This is a genomic window from Pedobacter cryoconitis (genome assembly GCF_001590605.1).
Classification (GTDB): Bacteria; Bacteroidota; Bacteroidia; order Sphingobacteriales; family Sphingobacteriaceae; genus Pedobacter; species Pedobacter cryoconitis_A.
On the sequence record NZ_CP014504.1, the window covers coordinates 560,586 to 583,254 of the forward strand.

At 38.9% G+C, this 22,669-nt stretch carries 17 protein-coding genes and 1 pseudogene; all 18 read left to right on the forward strand.

Annotated features, from left to right (window positions below):
• The first annotated feature begins 5 nt into the window (after positions 1-5).
• The gene (locus AY601_RS02470) at positions 6-956 is read left to right on the forward strand and encodes a PKD domain-containing protein (RefSeq protein ID WP_068395944.1); all 951 of its coding nucleotides are present in this window, start codon (positions 6-8) and stop codon (positions 954-956) included.
• 5 nt (positions 957-961) lie between these two features.
• Complete coding sequence (tssR, locus tag AY601_RS02475) at positions 962-3,322, forward strand: type VI secretion system protein TssR domain-containing protein (RefSeq protein ID WP_068395946.1); 2,361 nt, start codon at positions 962-964, stop codon at positions 3,320-3,322.
• A gap of 11 nt (positions 3,323-3,333) precedes the next feature.
• Positions 3,334-5,850: an ATP-dependent Clp protease ATP-binding subunit gene (locus tag AY601_RS02480; RefSeq protein ID WP_068395948.1), complete on the forward strand. Its 2,517-nt coding sequence runs from the start codon at positions 3,334-3,336 to the stop codon at positions 5,848-5,850.
• A gap of 75 nt (positions 5,851-5,925) precedes the next feature.
• Positions 5,926-6,372: a hypothetical protein gene (locus tag AY601_RS02485; RefSeq protein WP_068395950.1), complete on the forward strand. Its 447-nt coding sequence runs from the start codon at positions 5,926-5,928 to the stop codon at positions 6,370-6,372.
• A 33-nt stretch (positions 6,373-6,405) separates the two neighbouring features.
• Positions 6,406-7,797: a DUF5458 family protein gene (locus tag AY601_RS02490; protein WP_157287651.1), complete on the forward strand. Its 1,392-nt coding sequence runs from the start codon at positions 6,406-6,408 to the stop codon at positions 7,795-7,797.
• Between the two features lie 173 nt (positions 7,798-7,970).
• Positions 7,971-8,540 carry an NAD(P)H-dependent oxidoreductase gene (locus AY601_RS02495; protein ID WP_068395953.1) on the forward strand — a complete coding sequence of 190 codons (570 nt, stop codon included), beginning with the start codon at positions 7,971-7,973 and terminating at the stop codon, positions 8,538-8,540.
• Positions 8,541-8,663: 123 nt separating this feature from the next.
• Positions 8,664-9,059: a type VI secretion system tube protein TssD gene (tssD, locus tag AY601_RS02500; protein WP_068395956.1), complete on the forward strand. Its 396-nt coding sequence runs from the start codon at positions 8,664-8,666 to the stop codon at positions 9,057-9,059.
• 37 nt (positions 9,060-9,096) lie between these two features.
• Positions 9,097-9,492: a type VI secretion system tube protein TssD gene (gene tssD, locus AY601_RS02505; protein WP_084359035.1), complete on the forward strand. Its 396-nt coding sequence runs from the start codon at positions 9,097-9,099 to the stop codon at positions 9,490-9,492.
• Between the two features lie 211 nt (positions 9,493-9,703).
• Positions 9,704-10,099 (forward strand): type VI secretion system tube protein TssD, encoded by a 396-nt coding sequence (gene tssD / locus AY601_RS02510; RefSeq protein WP_068395962.1) that lies wholly within the window; start codon positions 9,704-9,706, stop codon positions 10,097-10,099.
• Between the two features lie 116 nt (positions 10,100-10,215).
• A complete protein-coding gene (tssD, locus tag AY601_RS02515; RefSeq protein WP_068395965.1) occupies positions 10,216-10,611 on the forward strand; it encodes a type VI secretion system tube protein TssD in 396 nt (131 codons plus the stop codon).
• Positions 10,612-10,762: 151 nt separating this feature from the next.
• Positions 10,763-12,268, forward strand: coding sequence for a T6SS phospholipase effector Tle1-like catalytic domain-containing protein (locus AY601_RS02520; protein WP_068395967.1), 1,506 nt, complete (start codon positions 10,763-10,765; stop codon positions 12,266-12,268).
• 70 nt (positions 12,269-12,338) lie between these two features.
• Positions 12,339-13,295 carry a DUF2931 family protein gene (locus AY601_RS02525; RefSeq protein WP_068395970.1) on the forward strand — a complete coding sequence of 319 codons (957 nt, stop codon included), beginning with the start codon at positions 12,339-12,341 and terminating at the stop codon, positions 13,293-13,295.
• Positions 13,296-13,786: 491 nt separating this feature from the next.
• Positions 13,787-13,915: pseudogene (locus AY601_RS26280) on the forward strand (transposase); the annotation flags it as partial.
• A 455-nt stretch (positions 13,916-14,370) separates the two neighbouring features.
• Positions 14,371-14,964: an RNA polymerase sigma factor gene (locus AY601_RS02530; protein ID WP_068395973.1), complete on the forward strand. Its 594-nt coding sequence runs from the start codon at positions 14,371-14,373 to the stop codon at positions 14,962-14,964.
• Between the two features lie 142 nt (positions 14,965-15,106).
• The gene (locus tag AY601_RS02535; protein WP_068395976.1) at positions 15,107-16,375 is read left to right on the forward strand and encodes a FecR family protein; all 1,269 of its coding nucleotides are present in this window, start codon (positions 15,107-15,109) and stop codon (positions 16,373-16,375) included.
• Between the two features lie 129 nt (positions 16,376-16,504).
• Positions 16,505-20,101, forward strand: a complete 3,597-nt coding sequence (locus AY601_RS02540; protein ID WP_068395979.1) for a SusC/RagA family TonB-linked outer membrane protein — start codon at positions 16,505-16,507, stop codon at positions 20,099-20,101.
• Between the two features lie 10 nt (positions 20,102-20,111).
• On the forward strand, positions 20,112-21,635 hold the full coding sequence (locus AY601_RS02545; protein WP_068395982.1) for a RagB/SusD family nutrient uptake outer membrane protein: 1,524 nt from the start codon (positions 20,112-20,114) through the stop codon (positions 21,633-21,635).
• Positions 21,636-21,682: 47 nt separating this feature from the next.
• A complete protein-coding gene (locus tag AY601_RS02550) occupies positions 21,683-22,636 on the forward strand; it encodes a hypothetical protein (protein WP_157287653.1) in 954 nt (317 codons plus the stop codon).
• Positions 22,637-22,669 lie beyond the last annotated feature (33 nt).

Here is a 22,669-nt window from a genome sequence, read left to right on the forward strand (position 1 = left end):
AACCTATGGCCGATACTAATACTACGAATGGAAAATCAGTAAGCAGTAATTCACAGGGATACATCTTCCTGTATATTTTTATTGCAATCCTGATTATTGCTGCACTTATCTTTTTATTGAAAAGCTCATTTTTTGATAAACGCAGTGTTGATGCAAGAATCTTAAAAGATGAGATGTACCTGAATGAAGATCTCGTATTTACCGACAATACCAGGAGCGCAAAAAAATGGCTTTGGGAGTTTGGTAACGGGGCGAAATTAACGACACAAAACGGGAGTTACCGCTATACTAAATCAGGTTCTTATATCATCAGGCTAACTGTTGACGGAGAATTAAAAGAGCAATTCCCGGTTACGGTAAGAGATACTGTTGTTGCCGCTTTGGATACGATGGTCACGATCAGCGGTCCAACCTCGGGGGTGGTAAACGAAGAGGTCAGGGTAGAGGCAGAAGGAAAGGGTAACCAGTTTGAATGGTCTTTCGGAGAAACCAACCGGGTAGATGTAAAAGGCAGAACTGCTTTATATACTTTTCATACTCCGGGTAAGTTCATGGTGAAGTTAACAACCGACAGAAGTCACAGACCTATTTATCATACTATTTTTATTACAGATCCAAATGCGGAACTGGATACGGACATGGTGGTACCTGGTGAAGGGGAGCAAAAAGTTATTGATGATATCAGGGCACGTTTGCAGGCAATTGCGAATGGGGCAGATTTCAATTCAAATTATTACTACCTGATCCGCAGGTATATGTGTAACAATGAAAAGGTTACTGTAGCCGTTGACCAGGACGGGGTTAAAAAGTCGAGTGATTTTTATTCTTATTGTATGGGACTGACTTTCGGAGGTGAAATTGTTGTTGATGAAGCTCAATTGACAATCAGCCCTAATTCTACTTGTGCCACTCTGGTAAATATCAAACAACATTCAGCCAATACAGTAAAAAAATAACCACTATGAAAAGAATTATATCCCTCTCTATATTGATTGCCCAAACTGCTTTTGTCATGGCACAATCGCCGGCAGCTTTTGGAAAAAAAGTAAAGTACATGCCTAAGGCTTATGCCAAGCCATCTGCTTTAACGAACCTGAGTGAAGATGGTAGCAGAACTAAACTGCCGTGGATTGTTTTCTCAGACAGAGATGAAAACTATACCACTACAGCACCAGGAGGAAGCCTGATCATGAAAAAGCTGAACTTTATGGAGCCTTTTTATGTTTCTAAAGATGAAAACGGATATTTAAAATTGATTAAATATAAGGCCGGAATGATCAGGGGAAGAAAGATCAATGATAAGAAAAGTGCAATTAGCTATGGCTGGATTCCAAAGTCAAAAATGTTATTGTGGCAGCGTTCTTATTCTAATCAGAAATCAGGCTATCCGGAAAAATCAATTGCTATTGTAACCGGTAAAGTGCCGATGACGGAATCTAAATTCTATTACGACAATACCGATTCTGCTTTCGTTTACAGTTCTCCTGAGCTTAAAAAGAAAGTGAGCAAGGTGAGGTTGCATGAGCTGAATTATATCTTTAAAAAATCTGAAGATGGTAAAAAATACCTGATTGGAAATGAAGATCAGCTGGTTACCGATAGTGCTGCTAAAAGTATTTACGGATGGATAGCTTCTGATGCTGTGCATAGCTGGGGTGACAGGTTATATATCACACCAAAACAAATTGATTCTTATGATCAGAGTGATTCGGTTGCTTTAGCGCTGACTGGTGTACATATGGATCCGCTTTTAGCTGCAAATGATATTATCCTGAGAAGTTCTCCAGTGGTAAATGATGATGGTGCAGGGAATTATACTTTAGGGGTAGCCAGTGATGTCTATAATAAATCAAATAATAAACTGATTACGATTAATGGTGCAACATTGTCTTACCTGACTTATTTGGAGTTAAGAAAAAACATCCACCAGATCAATGTGATTTTTGTTGTGGATGGCGGAAGTCCGATGTCACGTTACTTTTCAGGGTTAACGAATACGATTCAATCTTTTGAGAATATTTTCAATGACTATGGTAAAAAGCATAAGGTAAGTTACGGTGCTGTGGTTTATAGAAATGAGGCTGCCGGAACGTTAAGCACGCCTTCGATCTCTCCTGATTACAGGAAATTAATGAGCTTCCTTTCTACAGAGGCCACGAGAACTGAAAGATACAATGGGAGAATTGTTGCTGAACCTGTTTTTGATGGGGTAAGAGCTGGTTTAAATATGCTTAAAAACCATAAAAACGAAACGAACCTGATTGTGCTGATTGGTAGCACTGGAAATGAGACTTCTTCTGCTTACCGTTTAACGCAGCTGACTGAAGAGTTTGCCCGTGCTGATGCCAGGTTATTGGCGATTCAGTTGTACAGTGATTATGATCAGTTGTTCAATAATTTTGTATTACAGTCTAAGAAACTGGTTTCTGAATCTGCAGTTTATTCGGCAGATAAAAAGAAAAGATTTTTAGTGAAGGGTGAGGGATTGAACAATACACAGGCTTACAATACGAGTCAGCTGGATTCAATTTCTTATTATCTTGATTATCCAAAAAACAGCTTAATCCAGGGCGGGGTAGTTTTCCCGACCAAAGGTTCCGTGAATTCAAATGAGTCTATGAATATTGCCATGAGACGCTTCATCAAAGAAACGGACATGGATATCAATAACCAGGTGAGTTCTCTGGACAGTGCTTTCAGGTTAACCGGGATTGAACGTAAAAACCTGTCTCCGATTGTGGAAGCTCAGCTGAGTGCGCCTGTTGGGGAAGAAGTAGCGGATAAAATGCCGCATAATGGTTTTAAATATTATATGACTACTGGTGTGCATTCAGATATTGTATCGAAGAATAAAGATTTGATGCAATATGCATTAATCCTGAATACCATGGAGTATAAGCAGATTGGTGATATTTTCTCTTTAATGATCGGACAAAATCTTCAGCCTGATCAGTCTTCTTTCAGAAAGAAGTTACAGAAAAACTATTTTAATATTCTCCGTAATTTCCTGGATGTTGATATTTCAAGAGGACATATTAAACCAATGACTTTAGCCAAATATTTCAAAACGGTAACAGGTTTGCCAGTTACCAATGAACTGTTGAATAAATACACAGTTGGCGATTTAAGAAGCCAGAGCAAAATGCCACAGGCAGATTTTGAGTCTTATATTAAATTCCTGATCAACTCAAATGAGCAGATTAAAAGAGGAACGCAGGTTGGTCAGCAATTTATTTCCAACGGAAAAACTTACTACTATATCACGGAGAAGAATTTTGTGCAGGCCGCTGCCAGTGAAAGTGCAGTAAAAGAAACACCTTAGTATCAGATATTATGAGTCTTACAAACATTAGTGAATCAGTAAAGCTAGCAATCAGGGTCGCGCAATCCCTTGCTAAAGAGTACCGTAATCCTGAATTTACTGCTGCTCACCTTTTAAAGGGGTTAATGCATAAGGAAGTTGGATTGAGGGGGTTTTTATCTTCTATTGGAAAAGATGAGGAATATATCAGTGAATGGGCTGAAGTAAGAATTGAAGAGTTAGAAAAGACTTCTTCCTCGCAGGAGGAAGTAAAAGGCAGTCCTGAAATCGCAAAGGTTTTTGAGGAAGCTGACCTGGTAAGGATTAAGCTTGGACTGGATTTAATTACACCTGTATGTGTACTTACTTCTTTATGTAAACCTACGGTAGGGTTTAAGCCGGATCAGTTGAAGTCCTTTCCAATTAAGGAAAAGGAATTGCTGGACCTTTATTTAAAGGATGAAGAGTTACAGGCTGTTGTGGCACCAGTTTCCGGAAGTGGAAAAGGGGCGCAGGGCGGTGTTGGCACGACTGCTTTACATAAGTATTGCATTGACCGGATTGCACTCGCCCGTGATGGCAAAACGGATCCGATTATTGGCCGGGATAAGGAAGCGAGAATGATTATGGAAATCCTCTGCCGCAGAACTAAACCAAATGTAATTATTACTGGTGATGCCGGTGTTGGTAAAACAGCTCTGGTCGATGGTTTTGCACAGGATATTATTGCAGATAATGTTCCTGAGTTATTGAAAGGGGTGCAGCTTTTTGAACTGGATCTGGGTTCTTTAATTGCAGGGGCTTCTTATAAAGGAGAAATTGAAGACCGTTTGAAGAATATCTTAAAAGAGATTAAGCAATTTGATAAGGCTGTATTATTCATTGATGAGATTCATACTTTATTAGATAATAAGGGCCCTATAGGTGGCGGCGTTGGTAATTTATTAAAGCCTGAACTGGCCAGAGGCGAGATTACGGTCATTGGTGCGACAACCATTGATGAGTACAGGAAAATTATAGAGCCGGAACAGGCTTTTAGCAGAAGGTTTGAGGTTTTGCAGGTGAATGAACCTAATGAAGCCTCAGCGATTAAAATGCTGGAAAAACTGACGGTAAAATATGAGGAACATCACCAGCTGAAAGTTCAGCCAGATGCGATTCCTGAGTGTGTGCGGTTAGCGAAACGCTATATGAAAGACCGCAGGCTCCCGGATTCTGCTTTCGACTTGCTGGACCGTTCTATGGCGGCCATGAAAATGATGAACGATACTTCAGAGAAAGTGCTGGAAGAGTTAACCCAGACGCTTGCTGAGTTAGAGTTATCTGATATTGACGAAGTAACTGAACTGACTGACTACAAATGGCTATACAACCAGTTGCAGGATAAAGTAAGCCCGGTATTGTTGGGACAGCTGACGGATGAAACACAAGTAGAGGCTTTTGAAACAGCCGATGAGTATCACCAGTATATTGCTAAAAATCTGGATGCGCTGAAGGTATTGACCGAACGTAAATCAGACGAAGTGACCAAACAGGATATTGCTTCTATTGTTTCTTATAAGACAGGTATCCCACTGGGGAAAATCCAGGCACAGGAGAAAGAAAAACTGATGAACATGGAAGCTTTCCTGAAAAGAAGGGTTGTTGGACAGGATCAGGCTTTAAAGGCTGTTTCTGATGCGATTCTGGAATCAAGAAGTGGGTTGAACAAAAAAGGTCAGCCTATTGGTTCATTTTTCTTGCTTGGGCCAACAGGAACAGGAAAAACAGAACTGGCCAAGTCTATTGCTGAATTCTTATTCAATGATGAAAAGGCAATGATCCGTTTTGATATGTCCGAGTTTAAGGAAGAACATTCTGCGGCTTTGTTGTATGGAGCGCCTCCGGGATACGTGGGTTATGAAGAAGGTGGTATGCTGGTCAATAAGATCAGAGAGCAGCCTTATTCTGTGTTATTATTTGATGAAATTGAAAAAGCGCATCCTTCGGTATTTGATACTTTCTTACAGATTCTGGATGAAGGGCATATGCATGACAGGCTGGGTAAAGAAGGTGATTTCTCCAATTCGCTGATTTTATTCACTTCTAATATTGGTAGTGAGTGGATCTCTGAGCAGGTGGGACAGGGAATTATCCCGACTTCACAGCAGTTAATGGAGATTATGGCACGTCAGTTCAGACCGGAGTTTTTAGCGCGTTTGTCTGAGATTGTACCTTTCGCGCCAATCAATGAAAGCAACGTAGTGCGGATCTTCGAGATTCAGCTCAAAAGTTTAATTGATGCTTTACACAAACAAGGCATAGCTTTTGAGATTGAAGAAGAAGCAACAAAGATGCTGGCACTGAGTGGTTTTACGCCTAAGTATGGGGCGAGACAATTATCGGGGGTAATCCGGAATGAGTTAAGAAGACCGATCTCAAAATATATTATTTCTGGTGCTTTGAAAAAAGGCAGTACGATTGTAATCAGAAAGCATGAAACAGAAGAAAAGCTGGAGTGGGAGATTATTGAGCAAACTCCTGTTACTGAATTAGAAAACGAATTATAGAATTATTACTGTTTTATAAAATTAAATTCAATATTTTTATTGTAAATAGATCTTAAACCCTTAAATATCAACACTATGTTTAACTATGAAATTGGCGGAAACGAAAGAAAAGTAGATACTTCGGAAGCCTTCGCAGATATTGCCCATAATAAAACACTTTTTATCCAGAAATTAACAGATAATGAACCGATCAAACCTGAAAAAGTAGAGGGTTTAAAAACTGTACAGGAGGTCTTTAATCATTATAAACCTAAAGTTAATGTGGGTTTTGAGCGCCAGGATGGTATGCCTGTAGCAGAAACCCTGCATTTCAACAACCTTGGAGACTTCTCTGTAAAAAGTATCATTAACCAAAGTACACACCTGAATAATATCAATATTGAGCGTGAAATGTCTTTAAATGTGATTAAACAGTTGAAATCAAATAAGACATTGAAATCTACGCTGGACGATGCGGAAACTAAACATGCGTTTATCAGTGCATTGAAGAATTTCGTAGCTGAGTTAGAAGAGAATAAATAGATCAGGTATCATAGGTAGAATATAAAATATATTATGGCAACTCCAGAAGAACAAAAAATAACACAAGATAACTCCCAGGCTGCGGGCTTCAAGCCAGCAGAAAAGCAAGAAATGGGGAAACTGTCTCTCCAGGAGAGTTTAGATAAATTAGCAAGAGTTGGTGGTTTCGATTTATTGGAAGCAACTGTTGATGGTTTGCAAAATTTAAACCCTGAAAGAAAAGCAAGAAAGCAGATTTTCCTGACAGGGGATGAAAAGAAAAAAGAAAGAGAAGAGTTAAAGAAGAAAATCCAGTTGTGGATTGATGTATTGGAAGATTCTGATTCTGTAGCTTCCATGACGACAAAAAGTACAGAGAAGTTATTGGCTGCAGAAGAAAATCTGAATAAAAATATAGCTTCTGCGCTGGAAAGTACCAGGGAGTTGGAGCAGGCTTACCGTTCGGTGAATTTGTTTTATCAGAATACTGAGGCAGACAAATTGAAAAATGTAGTCTTGCTAAATGCTTCTATGGATCAGATTAAAGATCTGGACAATCCAAGGTTCGTTGATTATGTGAGCGATGAGCTGAAACAAAAATATGATCGTCTTGATTTACGTGAGAATTACTCTTTAATGGTTATCCCAGGTTATATGGGCTCTAATAAAGTGGTGGAGAAGTGGGGTAAAGTGGCTTATGAAAATAAAGCCATGTTAGTAACTGACTTCGCCGATCTGGATCAGCCTGATGATGTGATTGATTTATTCACGGCAGCTAATTTAACTGGTGCTGATGCTTTCAGATCAAATGTAATCATGACTTGTAACTGGTTAGTAGGCAGGGGTAAAGTGAGTGAGGTTGGTGAGGAAGATGATTTAACGATTCCTGGTTCAGCTGCATTGGCTGGAAAAATGTACTATACTTTGATGTCACAGGTAACTGCTGGTAAAAAGCATGGTGCGATCAATGATGTAGATGGAGTTAAATTTGATCTTAAAAAGAGTGAGATTTCTCATCTGGAACGTATTGGTTTAGTGCCAATGGTGAATGAGTATGGAAAAGTAATGGCTTTTTCTGCTAAAACATTGTTCAATGGTGATAACATTGGCTTACAGACTTATTCTGTAGTGCGTGTGTTTGATTATGTAACTAAAGTGCTTTTTGATTTCTTAAACAGAAGGGCTTTTGAGAACTGGACTTCTAAAACTGAACAAGATCTGCGTGGACAGATTGTGAAGTTCCTGGATGGTATTCAGGGGCCTGAGCGTTTAATTGAGCGTTTCAAAATCATGCGTTTTGAGCGCGATGAATTACAGAAAGATAAAATTCACCTGGATATCCATATTACTCCTTATTTCCCTGCAAAAAGTTTCGTAGTGAAGCTTGATGGACAAAAAGGGGAGGATGAAGAGACAACCTGGAGTTCAGAATATGCACAGCAATAAACTAGGTTCAATGACCAGCTGCTGCTGGTAGCGGAATATTTATTTGTTTTCAAAATATCCGGACAGATTCAAGTAATCTGGACCGGATATTTTTATATATATCGGTTCACATTTCCTGGCTTAACAATTTCTTCATATTTTAGCAATTGATTCTTACATAGGCCCGCAAATAAATGAAACAACTATTGATCATAAATGGTGATCCTGAAAAAACTGCTGCTACAAGTTATTTGATCCAGGCATATGTTAAGGGTGCTAAAGAAGCTGGTGCACATATTAAAGAGATTGCAATTGTTGACCTGATCTTTAATTCCAATAAACAATTCAATAACCGGGTAACTGAACTGGAGCCTGATTTGAAACGTGCGCTTGACCTGATTTTATGGGCAAATCATGTGGTTTTATTCTGTCCTGTCTATTTATCATCTATTCCAACACGTATTACTGGTTTTTTTGACCGGTTATTTATGCCTGACCAGGTTTTTCATCCTTCTCAGCAGAAAGTCAACACTAATTTTAGCGGCAAGTCTGCACGAATAGTTTCTATTCTTGACCAGGAAACTTTTGAGTACTGGAAACAAGACAAGAAAATTACTTACTTGTCTATTAAAAGAAACGTTTTCGAAAATTGCCGGTTTCATCCGGTCTTAACCAATACTATAGGACAGTTATATTCTTTGGATAATGACTACAGTAAGAAGTGGTTAAGGAAGCTTGAGGCCTTCGGATCGAAGATTATTTAGTCTTAAAGCGCTTTTTGCAGTTTTATTTAGAATTATTTATTATCTTGTTGGTAATAAGGTGATTTGGCAAACTATTTGCTATTGTCTTAGTAATTATAAATAATAACCCTAAAACAAAAAGTTATGGCTTTCAAAGCAAGATTAAACTTTTCGGGCAAGGAGTACGATGTACTTCATTGTGCCTATTCTCTAAACCGTGATGTGGATGCAAAAGGAAGACCTTCTTCCGGAGTGTATGGTGGAACAATCGATATCGAACTCGAATCTACTGAAGATACCTCAATTGTTGAAGCAATGGTAAACAATCAGTACAAACCTTTAACAGGCACTTTGCTTATCAAAAAATCTGATGAGGATGCAAAGATGAAGGAAGTTCATTTTGAAGATGGATACATTGTTAAGTATTCAGAAGGAATCAACATCACTGGAGATAATCCAATGACTTTGAAATTTCAGATCTCTGCCCGTAAATTAAAACTGGGTAATGCAGAGCACACTAATGACTGGCCTAAGGCTTAATTGTAATTGACCGTTTAACATTTAAAAAAAAATTATCATGGCGTTTAAAACCAGATTGAACTTAGGTTCTAAAGAGTACGATGTGTTGCAGTGCAGCTATTCATTAAACAGAGATGTAGACGCAAAAGGCCGTCCATCATCAGGAGTTTACGGTGGAACTATCCATCTTGAAGTGGAGTCTACTGAAGATACTTCGGTGATCGAATCAATGGTGAACAACCAGTACAAGCCTCTTTCAGGAACGATTGTGTTCAAAAAAGGCGAAGAAGATGCAAAGATGAAAGAACTGTCATTCGAAGATGGTTATATCATCCAGTACAATGAGGGAATTGCCGTTAACGACAATACACCAATGACTTTAGGTTTTGTAATTTCAGCACGTAAGTTGAAAATCGGTAATGCCGAGCATACTAACGACTGGCCTAAAGCTTAATTAAAATATAATTGAGGGAAAGTCTGCCGCAGCTTAGGTTGCTGGCAGACTTTTTTTTTGTCCCAATGTGTGAACGTATTTTTTTGGTTAATCAATAATTAATTGGCGGAATCCGTTCTGATGGTCCATATAGAGCTTTTCGCAATAACGGCAAACTTTTTGTTAGGGTTTGTATAGTAAATACTAAAAATTTCACCCAAAAATTAAAGTTATGGCTTTCAAAGCAAGATTAACCTTTTCGGGCAAGGAGTACGACGTGCTTCATTGTGCTTATTCCCTAAACCGTGATGTAGATGCAAAAGGAAGACCTTCTTCTGGTGTATACGGTGGTACGATCGATGTAGAAATCGAATCAACTGAAGATACTTCTATTGTAGAAGCGATGGTCAATAATCAGTATAAACCGCTGACCGGGGTATTACTGATCAAAAAAGCTGATGAGGATGCAAAGATGAAGGAGGTTCATTTTGAAGATGGATACATTGTGAAGTATGCAGAAGGAATCAGAATTACAGGAGATAGTCCGATGACAATGAAATTCCAGATTTCTGCCCGTAAATTAAAGCTAGGCAATGCAGAACATACAAATGACTGGCCTAAAGCTTAATTAACCTTTAAATTCTGAGCGTATTTTGTATATAGTATCCTAATTGCGATATTTATACAGATTTCTCAATTTTATTGCGTTAATCAATTAACAAATTTTTACAATAAAATATTATCATGGCTTTTAAAACCAGATTAACTCTTGGATCAAAAGAGTTCGATGTGCTGCAATGCAGTTTTTCATTAAATAGAGATGTAGATGCTAAGGGCCGTCCTTCGTCAGGTGTGTATGGGGGAACTATTCATGTTGAAATCGAATCAACAGAGGATACATCGATCATTGAATCAATGGTGAATAACCAATATAAAGCTTTGTCTGGAACTATCGTTTTTAAAAAGGGCGAAGAAGATGCAAAGATGAAAGAATTATCATTTGAAGATGGTTATATCATTCAATATAACGAAGGAATAGCTGTCAATGATAAAACACCGATGACTTTAAGTTTTGTATTGTCTGCACGCAAGTTAAAGCTTGGAAATGCAGAACATACAAACGACTGGCCAAAGGCTTAAGTTTTTCTTTAAGGCCATCATGTATAGATATGATGGCCTTAATTATAAAATCATTTTAGTAATCCCTTGTATCAATTGATAAGTTATCCAGTACGCAAGCATGTGTTGCAAATTGGATTTAGTAATAGGAGATAAATAATCAGGCTAAAAAATGGTTGAAAAGGGTAATATTATAAAAATATCCAGTGGAACATTCAGTGAAACTGCATCGAAAGACTATACTGCGCTTGCTAACACTATCCATAGCAATGCAGCACATAAAATTATAGAAAATTCTAAAGAAGGTATTGTATTTGGTGAACCAGAGGACATGAAATTTACAACTGTAGATGGAGTAGATGTCATAGCAGGTGTTTTTTTTGATGGAACATTAAATAATATGTACAATACAACAAGTAAAACTGGTGAGGGGAGCTATCAAAATGACTATTCCAATGTTGCCAGGTTATTTCTGGTATGTAGGGAAGTTGGGACTACTATCATAAAGATATATGTTGAAGGAATGGGGAGTAAGAAAGATGAAGAGGATGATTCCGATGGTTCTGGATTTGGAACAAGTAAAACTGGTATTCCCGCGAGAGTTTTAGAGGGCTGTGGAAGTTTGGCTGATCAGATTTTGTCAAAGGTGCCAACCAAAAATATTAAAACACTAACGATTGATGTCTTTGGTTTTAGCCGTGGGGCGGCAGCAGCAAGAAATTTTATTTATGAAGTGGGACTTTCAGATTATCCAGCACATGTTTCAGGACTTTTTAAAAATAAGTTTGATATTCATGGGCAACGTACCACAATGGATAATTTACCAAAGGGTGGTGAATTGGGAAGAAGATTATTGGAGAATAAAATAAAAGTTAAGGATATAAAAATTCGATTTGTTGGTCTTTTTGATACAGTTTCATCTTATAATAGCTCTTTTTCACTTATGCCAGATTTTAGTGATGATGTAAAGGAACTTCATCTGAATTCTCTTGGCAGAGTAGAAAAAGTAATTCATCTTACTGCGGCAGACGAACACCGGAAATACTTTGCACTCACTCATATACAAAGTGCTGGAATTAAGGGTATTGAAAAAGAGATGCCAGGAGTACATTCTGATATTGGCGGAAGTTATCCAGATGGTGAAGAAAAAGTAGAAAGTATTTTAAAGGGTAATAATGAGATTCTGCAAAAAGAGAAGCAACGTTTAGTTAAGGAAAGTTGGTATTTGGATAGGCAGTTGGTAATTAGCAGTGGGAAATTAATTGGTACACGGGACTTTAAAAATCATTATAGCTTTATTCCATTACATTTTATGTGTGAATTCAGTTCAAAATTCTCTAAGCCACTACCTATTGACCAAATTGCTCTTGAAAAAAGATATCCAATTAGTAAGAACCCGAAGTATTTATTGTGTTTTATTAAAACAAGATTACATAATTATGTATTTGGAAATGAGGGGCCGCTTAGATTCAAATATTTTAGTGAATTAGATGAGATGCTAAAAATTGGTAAATTAACTAAAGCTATGTATGATAAAGAGTTTGTTGAACAGAAGAATTTGCGTCTTTTAAGGAATGGCTATTTACATTGGTCATCTAATTTTGAGGGAATAGCAAAAGCATTTCAACCGAATTATGACAATAATAAACAACGTAAAAGAATTCCTTATGACGGTTAAAAAAGCTATAATACTCAAGCTAATCATTATACAATTTATTTTGTCAATTCAATTCTCATCATGTCAACTTATGGAAAAACAAGAATATAAGTGGATTCCTACTATCGGAGCGCCAGAAGAGTATCCAATAAGAATTATAAAAGGAGAGTTTATTTCAATTGATGGCCACAATACTACATTGCCAGGATCTGAGTTTGTCAATCAGGGTTGGGGAACTAGTGGAAGCGTAATGGTGAGTGGCGCGAAAAAAAAAGCTATTCCAGATAGTCTTGCCCTGACGTGGCTTTCTTATGCTGATAATAAATTCTACAGTGGGCGCTTTGCGCTACCGAAACAAAAAATATCAGATTTGTTTAAACTTGGCTACTTAGATCATGATATAAATGAGCAAAGAACTTATAATTACCTAACAATTGGTATGACACCTGGAGGTGGAGTTGTTTTATGGGTTACTGGTGGAGTGAGACAAGTACAAGTGAGTGATTTTTATGCAAAAGAAGTTAAATTGACCAAACAAGATCTTAGGCCAAATGATACTTATTTATTTGAACCAGGCTTTGCAAAGGAGGCATATGAGCGAAATTTAGCACCTGAAATTCTTGAACGTGTAGAAAAAGAAGGAATTAATAAAGACTTGCTTACAAAGTGGTTGAAAAGGTATAATTTGAACTTTACTGTTAATTCAAAAGCTGTTAAGTTTTATCAGCTCAGGTTATTTTACTTAAACGCAGAACAGGAAGAAATTTTTGGCTCCGATTTGCTTGATCATAAATCTGAACAAAGAGCTGCTCCCAAGGAGACTTATGTACAGTGGATTGATTCGAAGGGACGTAAAATGATCACGAAAATAGTCTTTGATGCGGATGAAATTCAGCGTGTATTTAATGAGCTTCCTCAAAATGCTAAAGCAGAATTAAATTTTGAAGTAGATCCTGACGAATATACTGTTGCTGTTACTTTCAAAACAGACGGGAAGGAAATTAAAATAACAAAGCAAAAATCTAAAACTGAGCACGAAACCACTTAAATTAAAACTCAAAGGTCTTCTTCATTATACTTTTGCTGATTTGAAGGTGGCATAGCGGGAGGACTCCCGTTTTTCATGGCTTGGTAATGTGGTGAAATAATCTACGCCAGCAGCATTAAATTCATTCTGAATATTTCAAACAGCTTACTATAAATCAGAGCCTGTTTATTGGCCTCTCTGGTATAGGCATTGATCTGATAGGAGACATAAAAATCATCAAGACTGGTTTACAACAATAAAAATTTTTGGGCTTCCAGTATATATTCGTTCTTTAAGGCTACTATGATTAACATTTTATAAATATCGGTGTAAGGAATATCACAGATCAATGTTAGCGTCTGGTGTATAATAAGACAAGACTTTTTTGTATAACTTGAATAGATGACCCTGCTGCTCGAAACTCTCATCGAGTTTGGTACGATAGGGGTTACTTTAACGAGTTAAGATAATATAAAACTAAAAAAAAGGAAACATGTTTTAAGCCTGGAAATATATTCACTATTTCGGATGTGGATGTTGTAGAGCGTACCCGCTATGATATATCATTCAAATATTTCTTGGAGATGTCTCCTGAAGAGGTTGTGATCAACCCCAGTTCTCGGAAGAAGTTCAGAAAGCTTATTACTGCGCAAGGCAGCGTATCTTGTGGATGATGATTTCAAGAATCAAATGCTAGAGGAAAACGAATCAAATGATATCTTAAAGGAAATAGCATATTGTAAGGAATTACAAAAGTGTATCGAGTCTGATGGGATACTAAGCGAGATACCTGCTGTAAAGAGAAACTCAACTTGTTGAAGCATCTCATACATTGTTTGTCAAAAAATTACCCCGTCAGTAGCCAAACAATGTCACCTGCCAATGCATACAGGAGTCGTATGTCCACTAGCTAAAACATGCCGGATTTAACTTCTGAACCTCGTATATCACGAGTTAGATAGCTGAATTTGCTGTTAAAGCTATATATTCATGTTTTTTATTGGAATTCCGCCATTTTATCTTGACTTTAGAGCGATCGTTAAGCTGTTTACTTTTGATAATCAGGTTCGTATCAGGTCTTTTTTATACACACCACATGAATGATAATAGCGCTTTACCCGATTCGGATCTGGTTATAAGATTAAGGAATGGGGAAGAGGTTGCCTTTAAAATTATCTTTGACAGATGGTTTAAGAAATTGTATTATTTCAGTTTCAGATACCTGAAAAGTAAGGAGGAAGCAGAAGAGATGGTACAGGAGACGATGCTGCAGTTGTGGGTTACCCGTGAAAAGTTAGATGAAAGATATCCCGTTTCTTCTTACTTATATACGATAGTAAAGAGACTTTCCTTAAACAGGCTTAAGCAGATTGCCAGCTCAAAATCTGCGGCTGAACATCATTTCGTCAATTTGAAAGTGACTGTTAATACCACAGAAGATGCATTGTCTTTGAGCGAGCTTAAAAGAATCACTGCGGAAGCATTAGCTTTAATGCCAGAAAAACAGCAGCAGGTCTACAGAATGAGTAGAAATGAGGGGCTTTCGCTTGATGAAATTGCTTTTTCTTTAGGTATTCTTAAAAATACTGTCAAAAAACATCTTTCTGAGGCTTTAAAAATGATAAGAATTCATTTTGCTTCCCGTTATTACCTTCTTGTAGTTTCATTGGTTTCAATTATCAATAAATAATTCATTCAGATATTCTTTGTTTAGAGAGTTTGGACGGCGTTTTGCCGATGGTTAATTTTTTTTTATAAAAAAAATGAAAATTGACTACTTCTTTCTATCACCTGAATTGTATTACTATTAAATCAGATCTATAAAATATCTGATGGCCTACCGGATGAATAGCGAAAGACTAAAAGACTTATTATATAGTTACCTGAACGAAACAATGGATCAGGAAGAATTTGATGAACTGCTTTTGTATATAGGCGATGCCGATTATGAAAGTGTTTTTTATGAATCCATGGATAATGAGTTGCAGGCGGACAGTGTTAAGTCCTTATTAAAGCTGGATGACCAGGAAATATTTTTTAAAAGAATAACAGAAGATCATCGTTTTTCGGCAGCAGTTACTAAGTTGCCTTCGTCAACTGAAGTACCCACGTTGTCTGAAGTACCGGCATCAACTGAAGTACCTGCATCAACTGAAGTACCCGCAGAAAGATTTAAAATTTATAATAAAAAGTTGCTGAGTGCTGCGGCAATACTAATTATCGTTGCTGCTGGTCTATACTTTGGCACCTCTCTTTTTCGCACACCATTATCACCAGCACAGGCATATCAATTTAAGCCAGGTCTGGGAAAAGCTGTTTTGACACTTGCTAACGGCAGCAAAATTAATTTAGAGAAGGCGGGAAAAGGTCAGCTAGTGAATATGGCTGGTATTCAAATTACCAATACAAAGGAAGGCAGCATCGTATATAAGGTTGTAGACCAGGATAAGAAAAGCAAATCTTCACTGAATACTCTGCAGACCCCTATTGGAAGCGGATACCAGTTGCAGCTGCCGGATGGAACCAGGGTATGGCTGAATGCAGCCTCATCACTTACCTATCCTTCGAGTTTTGCCGGTGCCAAAGAACGCAGGGTTATCCTTAAAGGAGAAGCCTATTTTGAAGTGGCACATCAGAAAGATCAGCCTTTCAGGGTAGTGACTCCTCAACAAATACTGGAAGTATTGGGAACGCACTTCAATCTTAATGCATATGATGATGAACCCGATCAGAGAACTACCTTACTGGAGGGATCAGTAAAAATTAAATCCAATGGCGCCAGACAGTTCATCCTTAAACCTGGTCAGCAGGCGCGCGTAAAGCCAGGCTCTGCCCGGATAGTCAATGTGGATCCAGAAACGGTATTAGCCTGGAAAAACAACGATTTTGTTTTAAAGGATGAAGATTTCAGCGCAATCATGCGCAGGATTGCCCGCTGGTATAATGTAGAGATTATTTATGACGCCTCTGCTCCGGAAGATCTGGAGCTTGGCGGATGGGTGTCGCGCACTAAAAATTTAGGTGCTGTGCTGAAAGTGATTGAATCAACCGGAAAAGTTCATTTTAAAGTTGAAGGAAGGAGGATTACTGTGACGAAATAGCTACCCCACATTTTCAACAGTAATGCCTGCAAAGAAAGAAGCCAGAGGTGCGCTAACACCTCTGGCAGATGGTCTGGCCTTACGTCAATAATTTGCATCAGTATCAACTAAACCAACCAAACCTACCAAATGTATAAAATTTATACTAAACCATTTGGCGTGCCGAACAGTCATGTCCATAAATTCTTGCTGATTATGCGATTAACCCTGCTCTTGACCATAGTGGCGATAATGCAAGTAAGTGCTGCTGTATATGCGCAGCGCATTACCCTGAAGGAAAACAATGCACCGCTTGAAAAAGTTTTTAAAGAAATCCGTAAGCAAAGCGGGTATGACTTTGTGTTCGACCGCAAGCTTCTGCTCAAGGCAAATAATGTAAATATCAATGTCAATAATGCTGCGCTGAAAGATGCGCTGGCAGCCTGTTTCGCCAATCAGCCCTTTACTTATACTGTAGAAGAGCAAACCGTGATTGTGAAGGAACGGGTAAAAATAGAAAAACCAAAAAATGATGTGAATGATATTATTGTTACCGGTACGGTGGTTGATGAAAATGGGAAACCACTGCCCGGGATAACAATAGCTATAAAAGGTATTCCCGGAAACATCGTCACCAATAATGTGGGGAGTTTTATTATTGCCAATGTAGATGAAAACGCTGTACTAATTTTTACTGCAGTAGGCAGAGAGCGGGTAGAGATTAAAGTAGAGGGAAGGACCCATGTTATTGTAGTGGTTAAGAGCAGAGTAAGCGACCTGCAGGAAGTTGCAGTAAGTACAGGTTACCAGTTGCTGAAGAAAAGCAATATGGTAGGTGCCACTTCTACCGTCAAAATGTCTGATTTATATAACAATGGTATAAGTTCTATAGAACAGCTGATCCAGGGTAAACTGGCCGGTGTAACCGTTACCAACACCAACGGACTGGTGGGGGCAAGGCAACGGACCAGGGTTCGTGGTACCTCTACACTGTCTGGTTCAGCAGAGCCGATCTGGGTAGTGGATGGTATAGTGCAGGAAGATCCGCTGCCTTTCAAAGCACAGGAATTGAATACACTAGGGGCTATTACACCAGATAATGCTGATTATATCAGAAACTTTGTAGGCAATTCCATTGCCTGGTTAAATCCAAATGACATCAATGAAATTACAGTACTGAAAGATGCCGCTGCAACCGCAATATATGGCGTAAGGGCTGCGAATGGCGTAATTGTGATTACGACCAAACGAGGGAAGGCCGGACCAGTTTCGATCAATTATTCTGTGGCCATGAGTAGCAATGAACGGGTTACTTACGATAAGTTAAACCTGATGAATTCAAAAGAACGGGTGGCTTTATCACGGGAGATTTTTACCCGCGGACTGGTATCAAACCTTGTGAACAATAATATTGGCTACGCTGGTGCGGTAAATGATTATCTGTATGCCAAAACGATCACTGCAGATCAGTTCAATACACGCGTTGCTGCACTGGAAACCATGAACACAGATTGGTTTGATCTCCTTTTCAGGACGCCGTTCAGCATGAGCCATAACCTCAGTGTTTCGGGCGGCAGTAACAATACATCCTATTATACCTCTTTTGGTTACAACGATGTAAAAGGAACAGCAATAGGCAATGATAGTAAAGGCTTCACGGGCAATATCAGTGTAAGTTCCCAGGTTACAAAAAAGTTTAATTTGTCTGCCAGATTATCTGCTTCGAAAAGAACAACAGCAGCTTTCAACCAGGTCGATCCTTATGGATATGCCTCAAAAACCAACCGGTCAATAGCGGCTTACAATCCGGATGGATCGCTGTCATTTTACAGGAACCCCAGTGAAAGAAAGTTTAATATTTTAAATGAAATAGCGAATACCGGAAATACAAATAATGTGCTCTCTGCAAATGCTTCAATTGATGCCAATTATGATATTTTACCTGGCCTTAAAGTACAGAGTTTACTCAGCTATAACTCCATTGCTACAACGGGAGAGAGTTATGCTACAGAGCAGTCTGAGTATGTTGCCAAAACCTACAGGTTTTACGATTATGGGATGTTTAAACCAGTAGATGCGGGGTACCAACAAAGTAAAATGCCTGTTGGAGGTGAATATAATATTGATCAGAACAGTAATACTTCATGGAGCTGGCGTAACAGTATTTCTTACAATAAAGCATTCAATGAGAAACATGTACTGGCGATAATGATTGGTCAGGAAATGAACAGTTCCAGATATACCGGCTATGCAAATACTTCGTTAGGTTACCTCAGAGACCGGGGAAAAGCATTCGCTACACTTCCGGCAAGTACAATCTCTTTCGGGACTTCGTCTGTGAATGATTACACTACCCGTTTCGTGCCTAAAATTACAGATAACCTTACGAATACCACAGGTATATACTTCACTTCGAGTTATACTTATGATAACCGTTATGTGGCCAATTTCAGCTTGCGTAATGACAGGTCAAACCGCTTCGGACAGTTCACCAATGCAAAATTTACTCCTGTATATGCAGGTGGGATAAGATGGAATATGGCCAATGAGAAATGGTTTGCTTCCTCTTACTGGCTCTCTAATCTGAGTCTCAGCGGCTCTTTTGGTTATCAGCGAAATATCTCTGCTGCGGTTAGTCCGGATTTGGTTGTCAAAACACCAGGCTCAGCGGTGCAAAGTGGTGTGATCGATGAGAACACAGGAGATGTGCTGCTTACCATTGGCTCTTTACCTTATGGCAATCTGCGATGGGAACAGAACAGTAGTATGAATTTAAGTTTGGATTTCAGTTTACTCAATAACAAGGTACAAGCATCGTTTTCTTATTATAGCAAACGTGGTAAAGACCTGATTACTGCACTGCAGGTACCGCTGGAATATGGCGTGACCAGTATGCTGGTCAACGGAGGGTCCATGAATAATTCCGGGTATGAGCTATCTGCAAACTTTGTACCCATCAGAACCAAAAACTTTACCTGGTCGGTTGGTATCAATACGTCAAAAAATAACAATGAAATCTTAAATTCAGGCGCACAGCTCCGTACCTGGCGCACAGCAGTATTAGGAGGGCTCAATAATCCTGGTGATCCCGTGTCTGGTTTTTATGCGTTTAAAAATGCCGGGATTGATCCGGCAACGGGTATTCCTAAAATAGACCTGAGTGTGGCCAATGGTAAAGATCCACTCACAGATCCAACGGCTTATCTGCAGTATATGGGAAAAATGGATCCTGATTTTATTTCCGGCCTGAATATGAATTTCCGCTACAAAATGCTCTCGCTGAGCAGCAGTTTTTATCTGCAGCTGGGTGGTAAAAAGTTTCTCACGCCGCTCTATGACGGTGATCAGAAACTCCCGAATGAGTTTGAGAATTTCTCCAGAAATGTGTTGAATAGATGGACGCCAGCTCATAAAGATTCGACTATTCCCGGACTGCCTGATTATACAATTCCTTCTGTAATGATTCCGGGAAGTACACGCGCCGAAAAGATCTATGATTTATATAATTATAGCGCAGACCGTGTGGTAAGTGGTTCCAGTTTACGCTGCCAGAATATCAATGTTTCTTATTCCTTAAGTAAAGAACTGATCAAAAGATTGCGCTGTAAAAACGTAAATATTGGTGCGGGTATCAGTAATCCTTTTTCGTTCAATAGCAAAGCCTTTGAAGGACAGGATCCTGAAGTAGCCACTGGCGGGCAGCCAAGAACCAGGGCATATACACTCAATTTAGCTATCAGTCTATAATTATCAGATCATGAATAAAAAGAAATTTACGCTATATAGCCTTTTACTTATAAGTATAGTATTTGGCTCCTGCAAAAAGTTCCTTGCAGAATACAGTCAGGATGCCATCAGGCCAACTACAACCGCAGATCTGGAAGCATTGATGTACAGCGATGCCTATCCTTATAATACGCCATTTGATAGTTTCGATCTGTTGACTGATGATATCCAGTGTAATGGTTTGGCCAAAGGAAATGACAATCTTCCGGTAGCAGGATATAGTGATATTTTACAGGTGGGCATGGGTATGTTTAAGTTCGACCCTCAGATGTTTGAAGGCTCTTCTGTCATCGCTGAGCGTGCAAATGTATATACTGCGTATTATACTAAAATTAAAGGATGTAATGTGGTGCTGGATTACCTGGATAAGGTGTCCGGAAGTGAAGCCAGTAAGAATGCTATTTTAGGTCAGTGTTTGTTTTTAAGGTCTTTTTACTATCTGAAACTGGTCACTACTTATGGGAAACCTTACAGCGGGACTGGTGTAAATCCGGAAGCAGCGCTTGGTGTACCACTTATACTGTCCAGCCAGGTTAAAGATGGTGGTGTGAAAAGAAATACGCTGAAAGAAGTTTACGATCAGGTTGAAAAAGACCTGTTGCAGGCCGCAGATTTGCTTCAGAATAATTTTGAACCGCCTACCACTTTCAGGGTTGGTGCAACTTCAGCCAATGCATTGTTATCACGTTTTTACCTCTACCGGGGCTTGAATACAGACTGGGACAAGGCTATTGCCTATGCGGGCCGTGTATTGACGGTAAAATCATCATTGACGCAGTTGATTAGTTATTATGCAACAGGTTTTTATATTAATCAGGGCATTTACCTTTCTACCGGGCCAGAAGTTTTATGGGGTTACGGAGGTTCTACAACCACAGAGAGCAATCCTTACTTTCCTTCACAAGAGCAGTTTTATCCACCATATGCTGTTTCTGCAAGTCTTGCTAACCTGTATAACAGAGGAGACGGAGCAAATACAGGCAATGAGGGAGATTTACGCTACAAAACATACTTTCTTACTTATGATAATGGTAGTGTATTCTTGTTTAGGTCAAACAAAGCACCTTCAAATGCCAGGTATGGTGGTAAAGGGTTGCGTGTAGCAGAGGTCTATCTGAACCGGGCAGAAGCTTATATCAAACGTTTTATTCAAAGCGGAAATGCAGCAGACCGGAATGCAGCTTTGTCTGATCTGAATTATTTGAGACGCAACCGTTATGATACACGCAATACACCTTACACGCCAGTGGAGATTACAGATGCTGCTGCATTGTTTAAATTTTGCCAGGATGAGCGGCGCAGAGAACTTTGTCTGGAAGACGGGCATCGCTGGGTAGACATTAAAAGATGGGGGCTTGCTGTTACGCATACTTTTATTGCTGCGTCCGGCAGTACAACACAACATGTACTGCAAGCCAATAGTAATTTGTATGCTTTGCCAATTCCTTATGTTGCTTTTCTCAATAACCCTCAATTGGTCCAGAATCCTCAATAATGCTGCTGTCAGTTGCGATTATCAGTCTTATCTAAATGAATCATCAGATGAACTATAAATATACCTTAAGTCTGCTCACTTTATGTGCGTTGCTTATTTTAAACTCCTGTAAAAAAGAGGAGGGTGCACTAACTCCTTCCGGTAGTATTGACAGCTATGTGCTTCCGCAAGGGAACAATGCATTTGACAATACGATTGTGGGCTACTATCAAAAATACAATTCTTATTTATTGTATAAATTTAATCGTAAAGATATCTACTGGAGGCCTGATGGCTATAACATCCCTGACGAACGTGAGGATAAAACCGGCCATGAAGTAGAGATGGCTGAAGTGGCCTATATTCCGGCACAGCTTGAGCTGATCAAAACGAGTTTTTTTGATTTATATTCAGATAAATTTCTGAAGAAGTTTTTACCTGCAAAAATTTTGCTTTGCAGCAAAGTAGATTCGGTGAGTGGAGTATTTGATTTTGAGACTTTAAAATTCAAGAAGTCAGCCGTAAGTGTGGGTGCCTATACTTATGATAACAGTATTTGCGTGAACTATGGCAATGTGAAAGTTACGACCATGACTGCCGCGGACAAAGTTGTTTTTCTGAAAAAAATCAATACCATGTTTGTGGATAACATCGCTGCCCGTAGTTTATCCTTGCCTACCACTGAATTTACGAATTCAGCTGATTATGCGTCTTCCATGACTACTTATGCTGAAGCGTATGGCAGAGGGATCATTGCTGGTTTCAGTGCAACAAGTCCGTCAATGGATTGGAATATGTATATCAGGGCAATGGTCACCTTGTCTGAAACAAAGCTCAACCAGGAAGTACAGGTGCCTGCATCAGATATATACCCGGCTCCTGAGCCTGTAGGTATTCTGAATCCTGTGATAGATACCAATGGTCAGATCAGGAAGCGCTATACGCTGGTCAGAAATTATTTTATCAATACCTATGGCGTCGATTTGCAAACCATAGGGAATGCGGCCAATCCATCAAATTAAAAATACACATACACACCATGAATCCTTCATGCA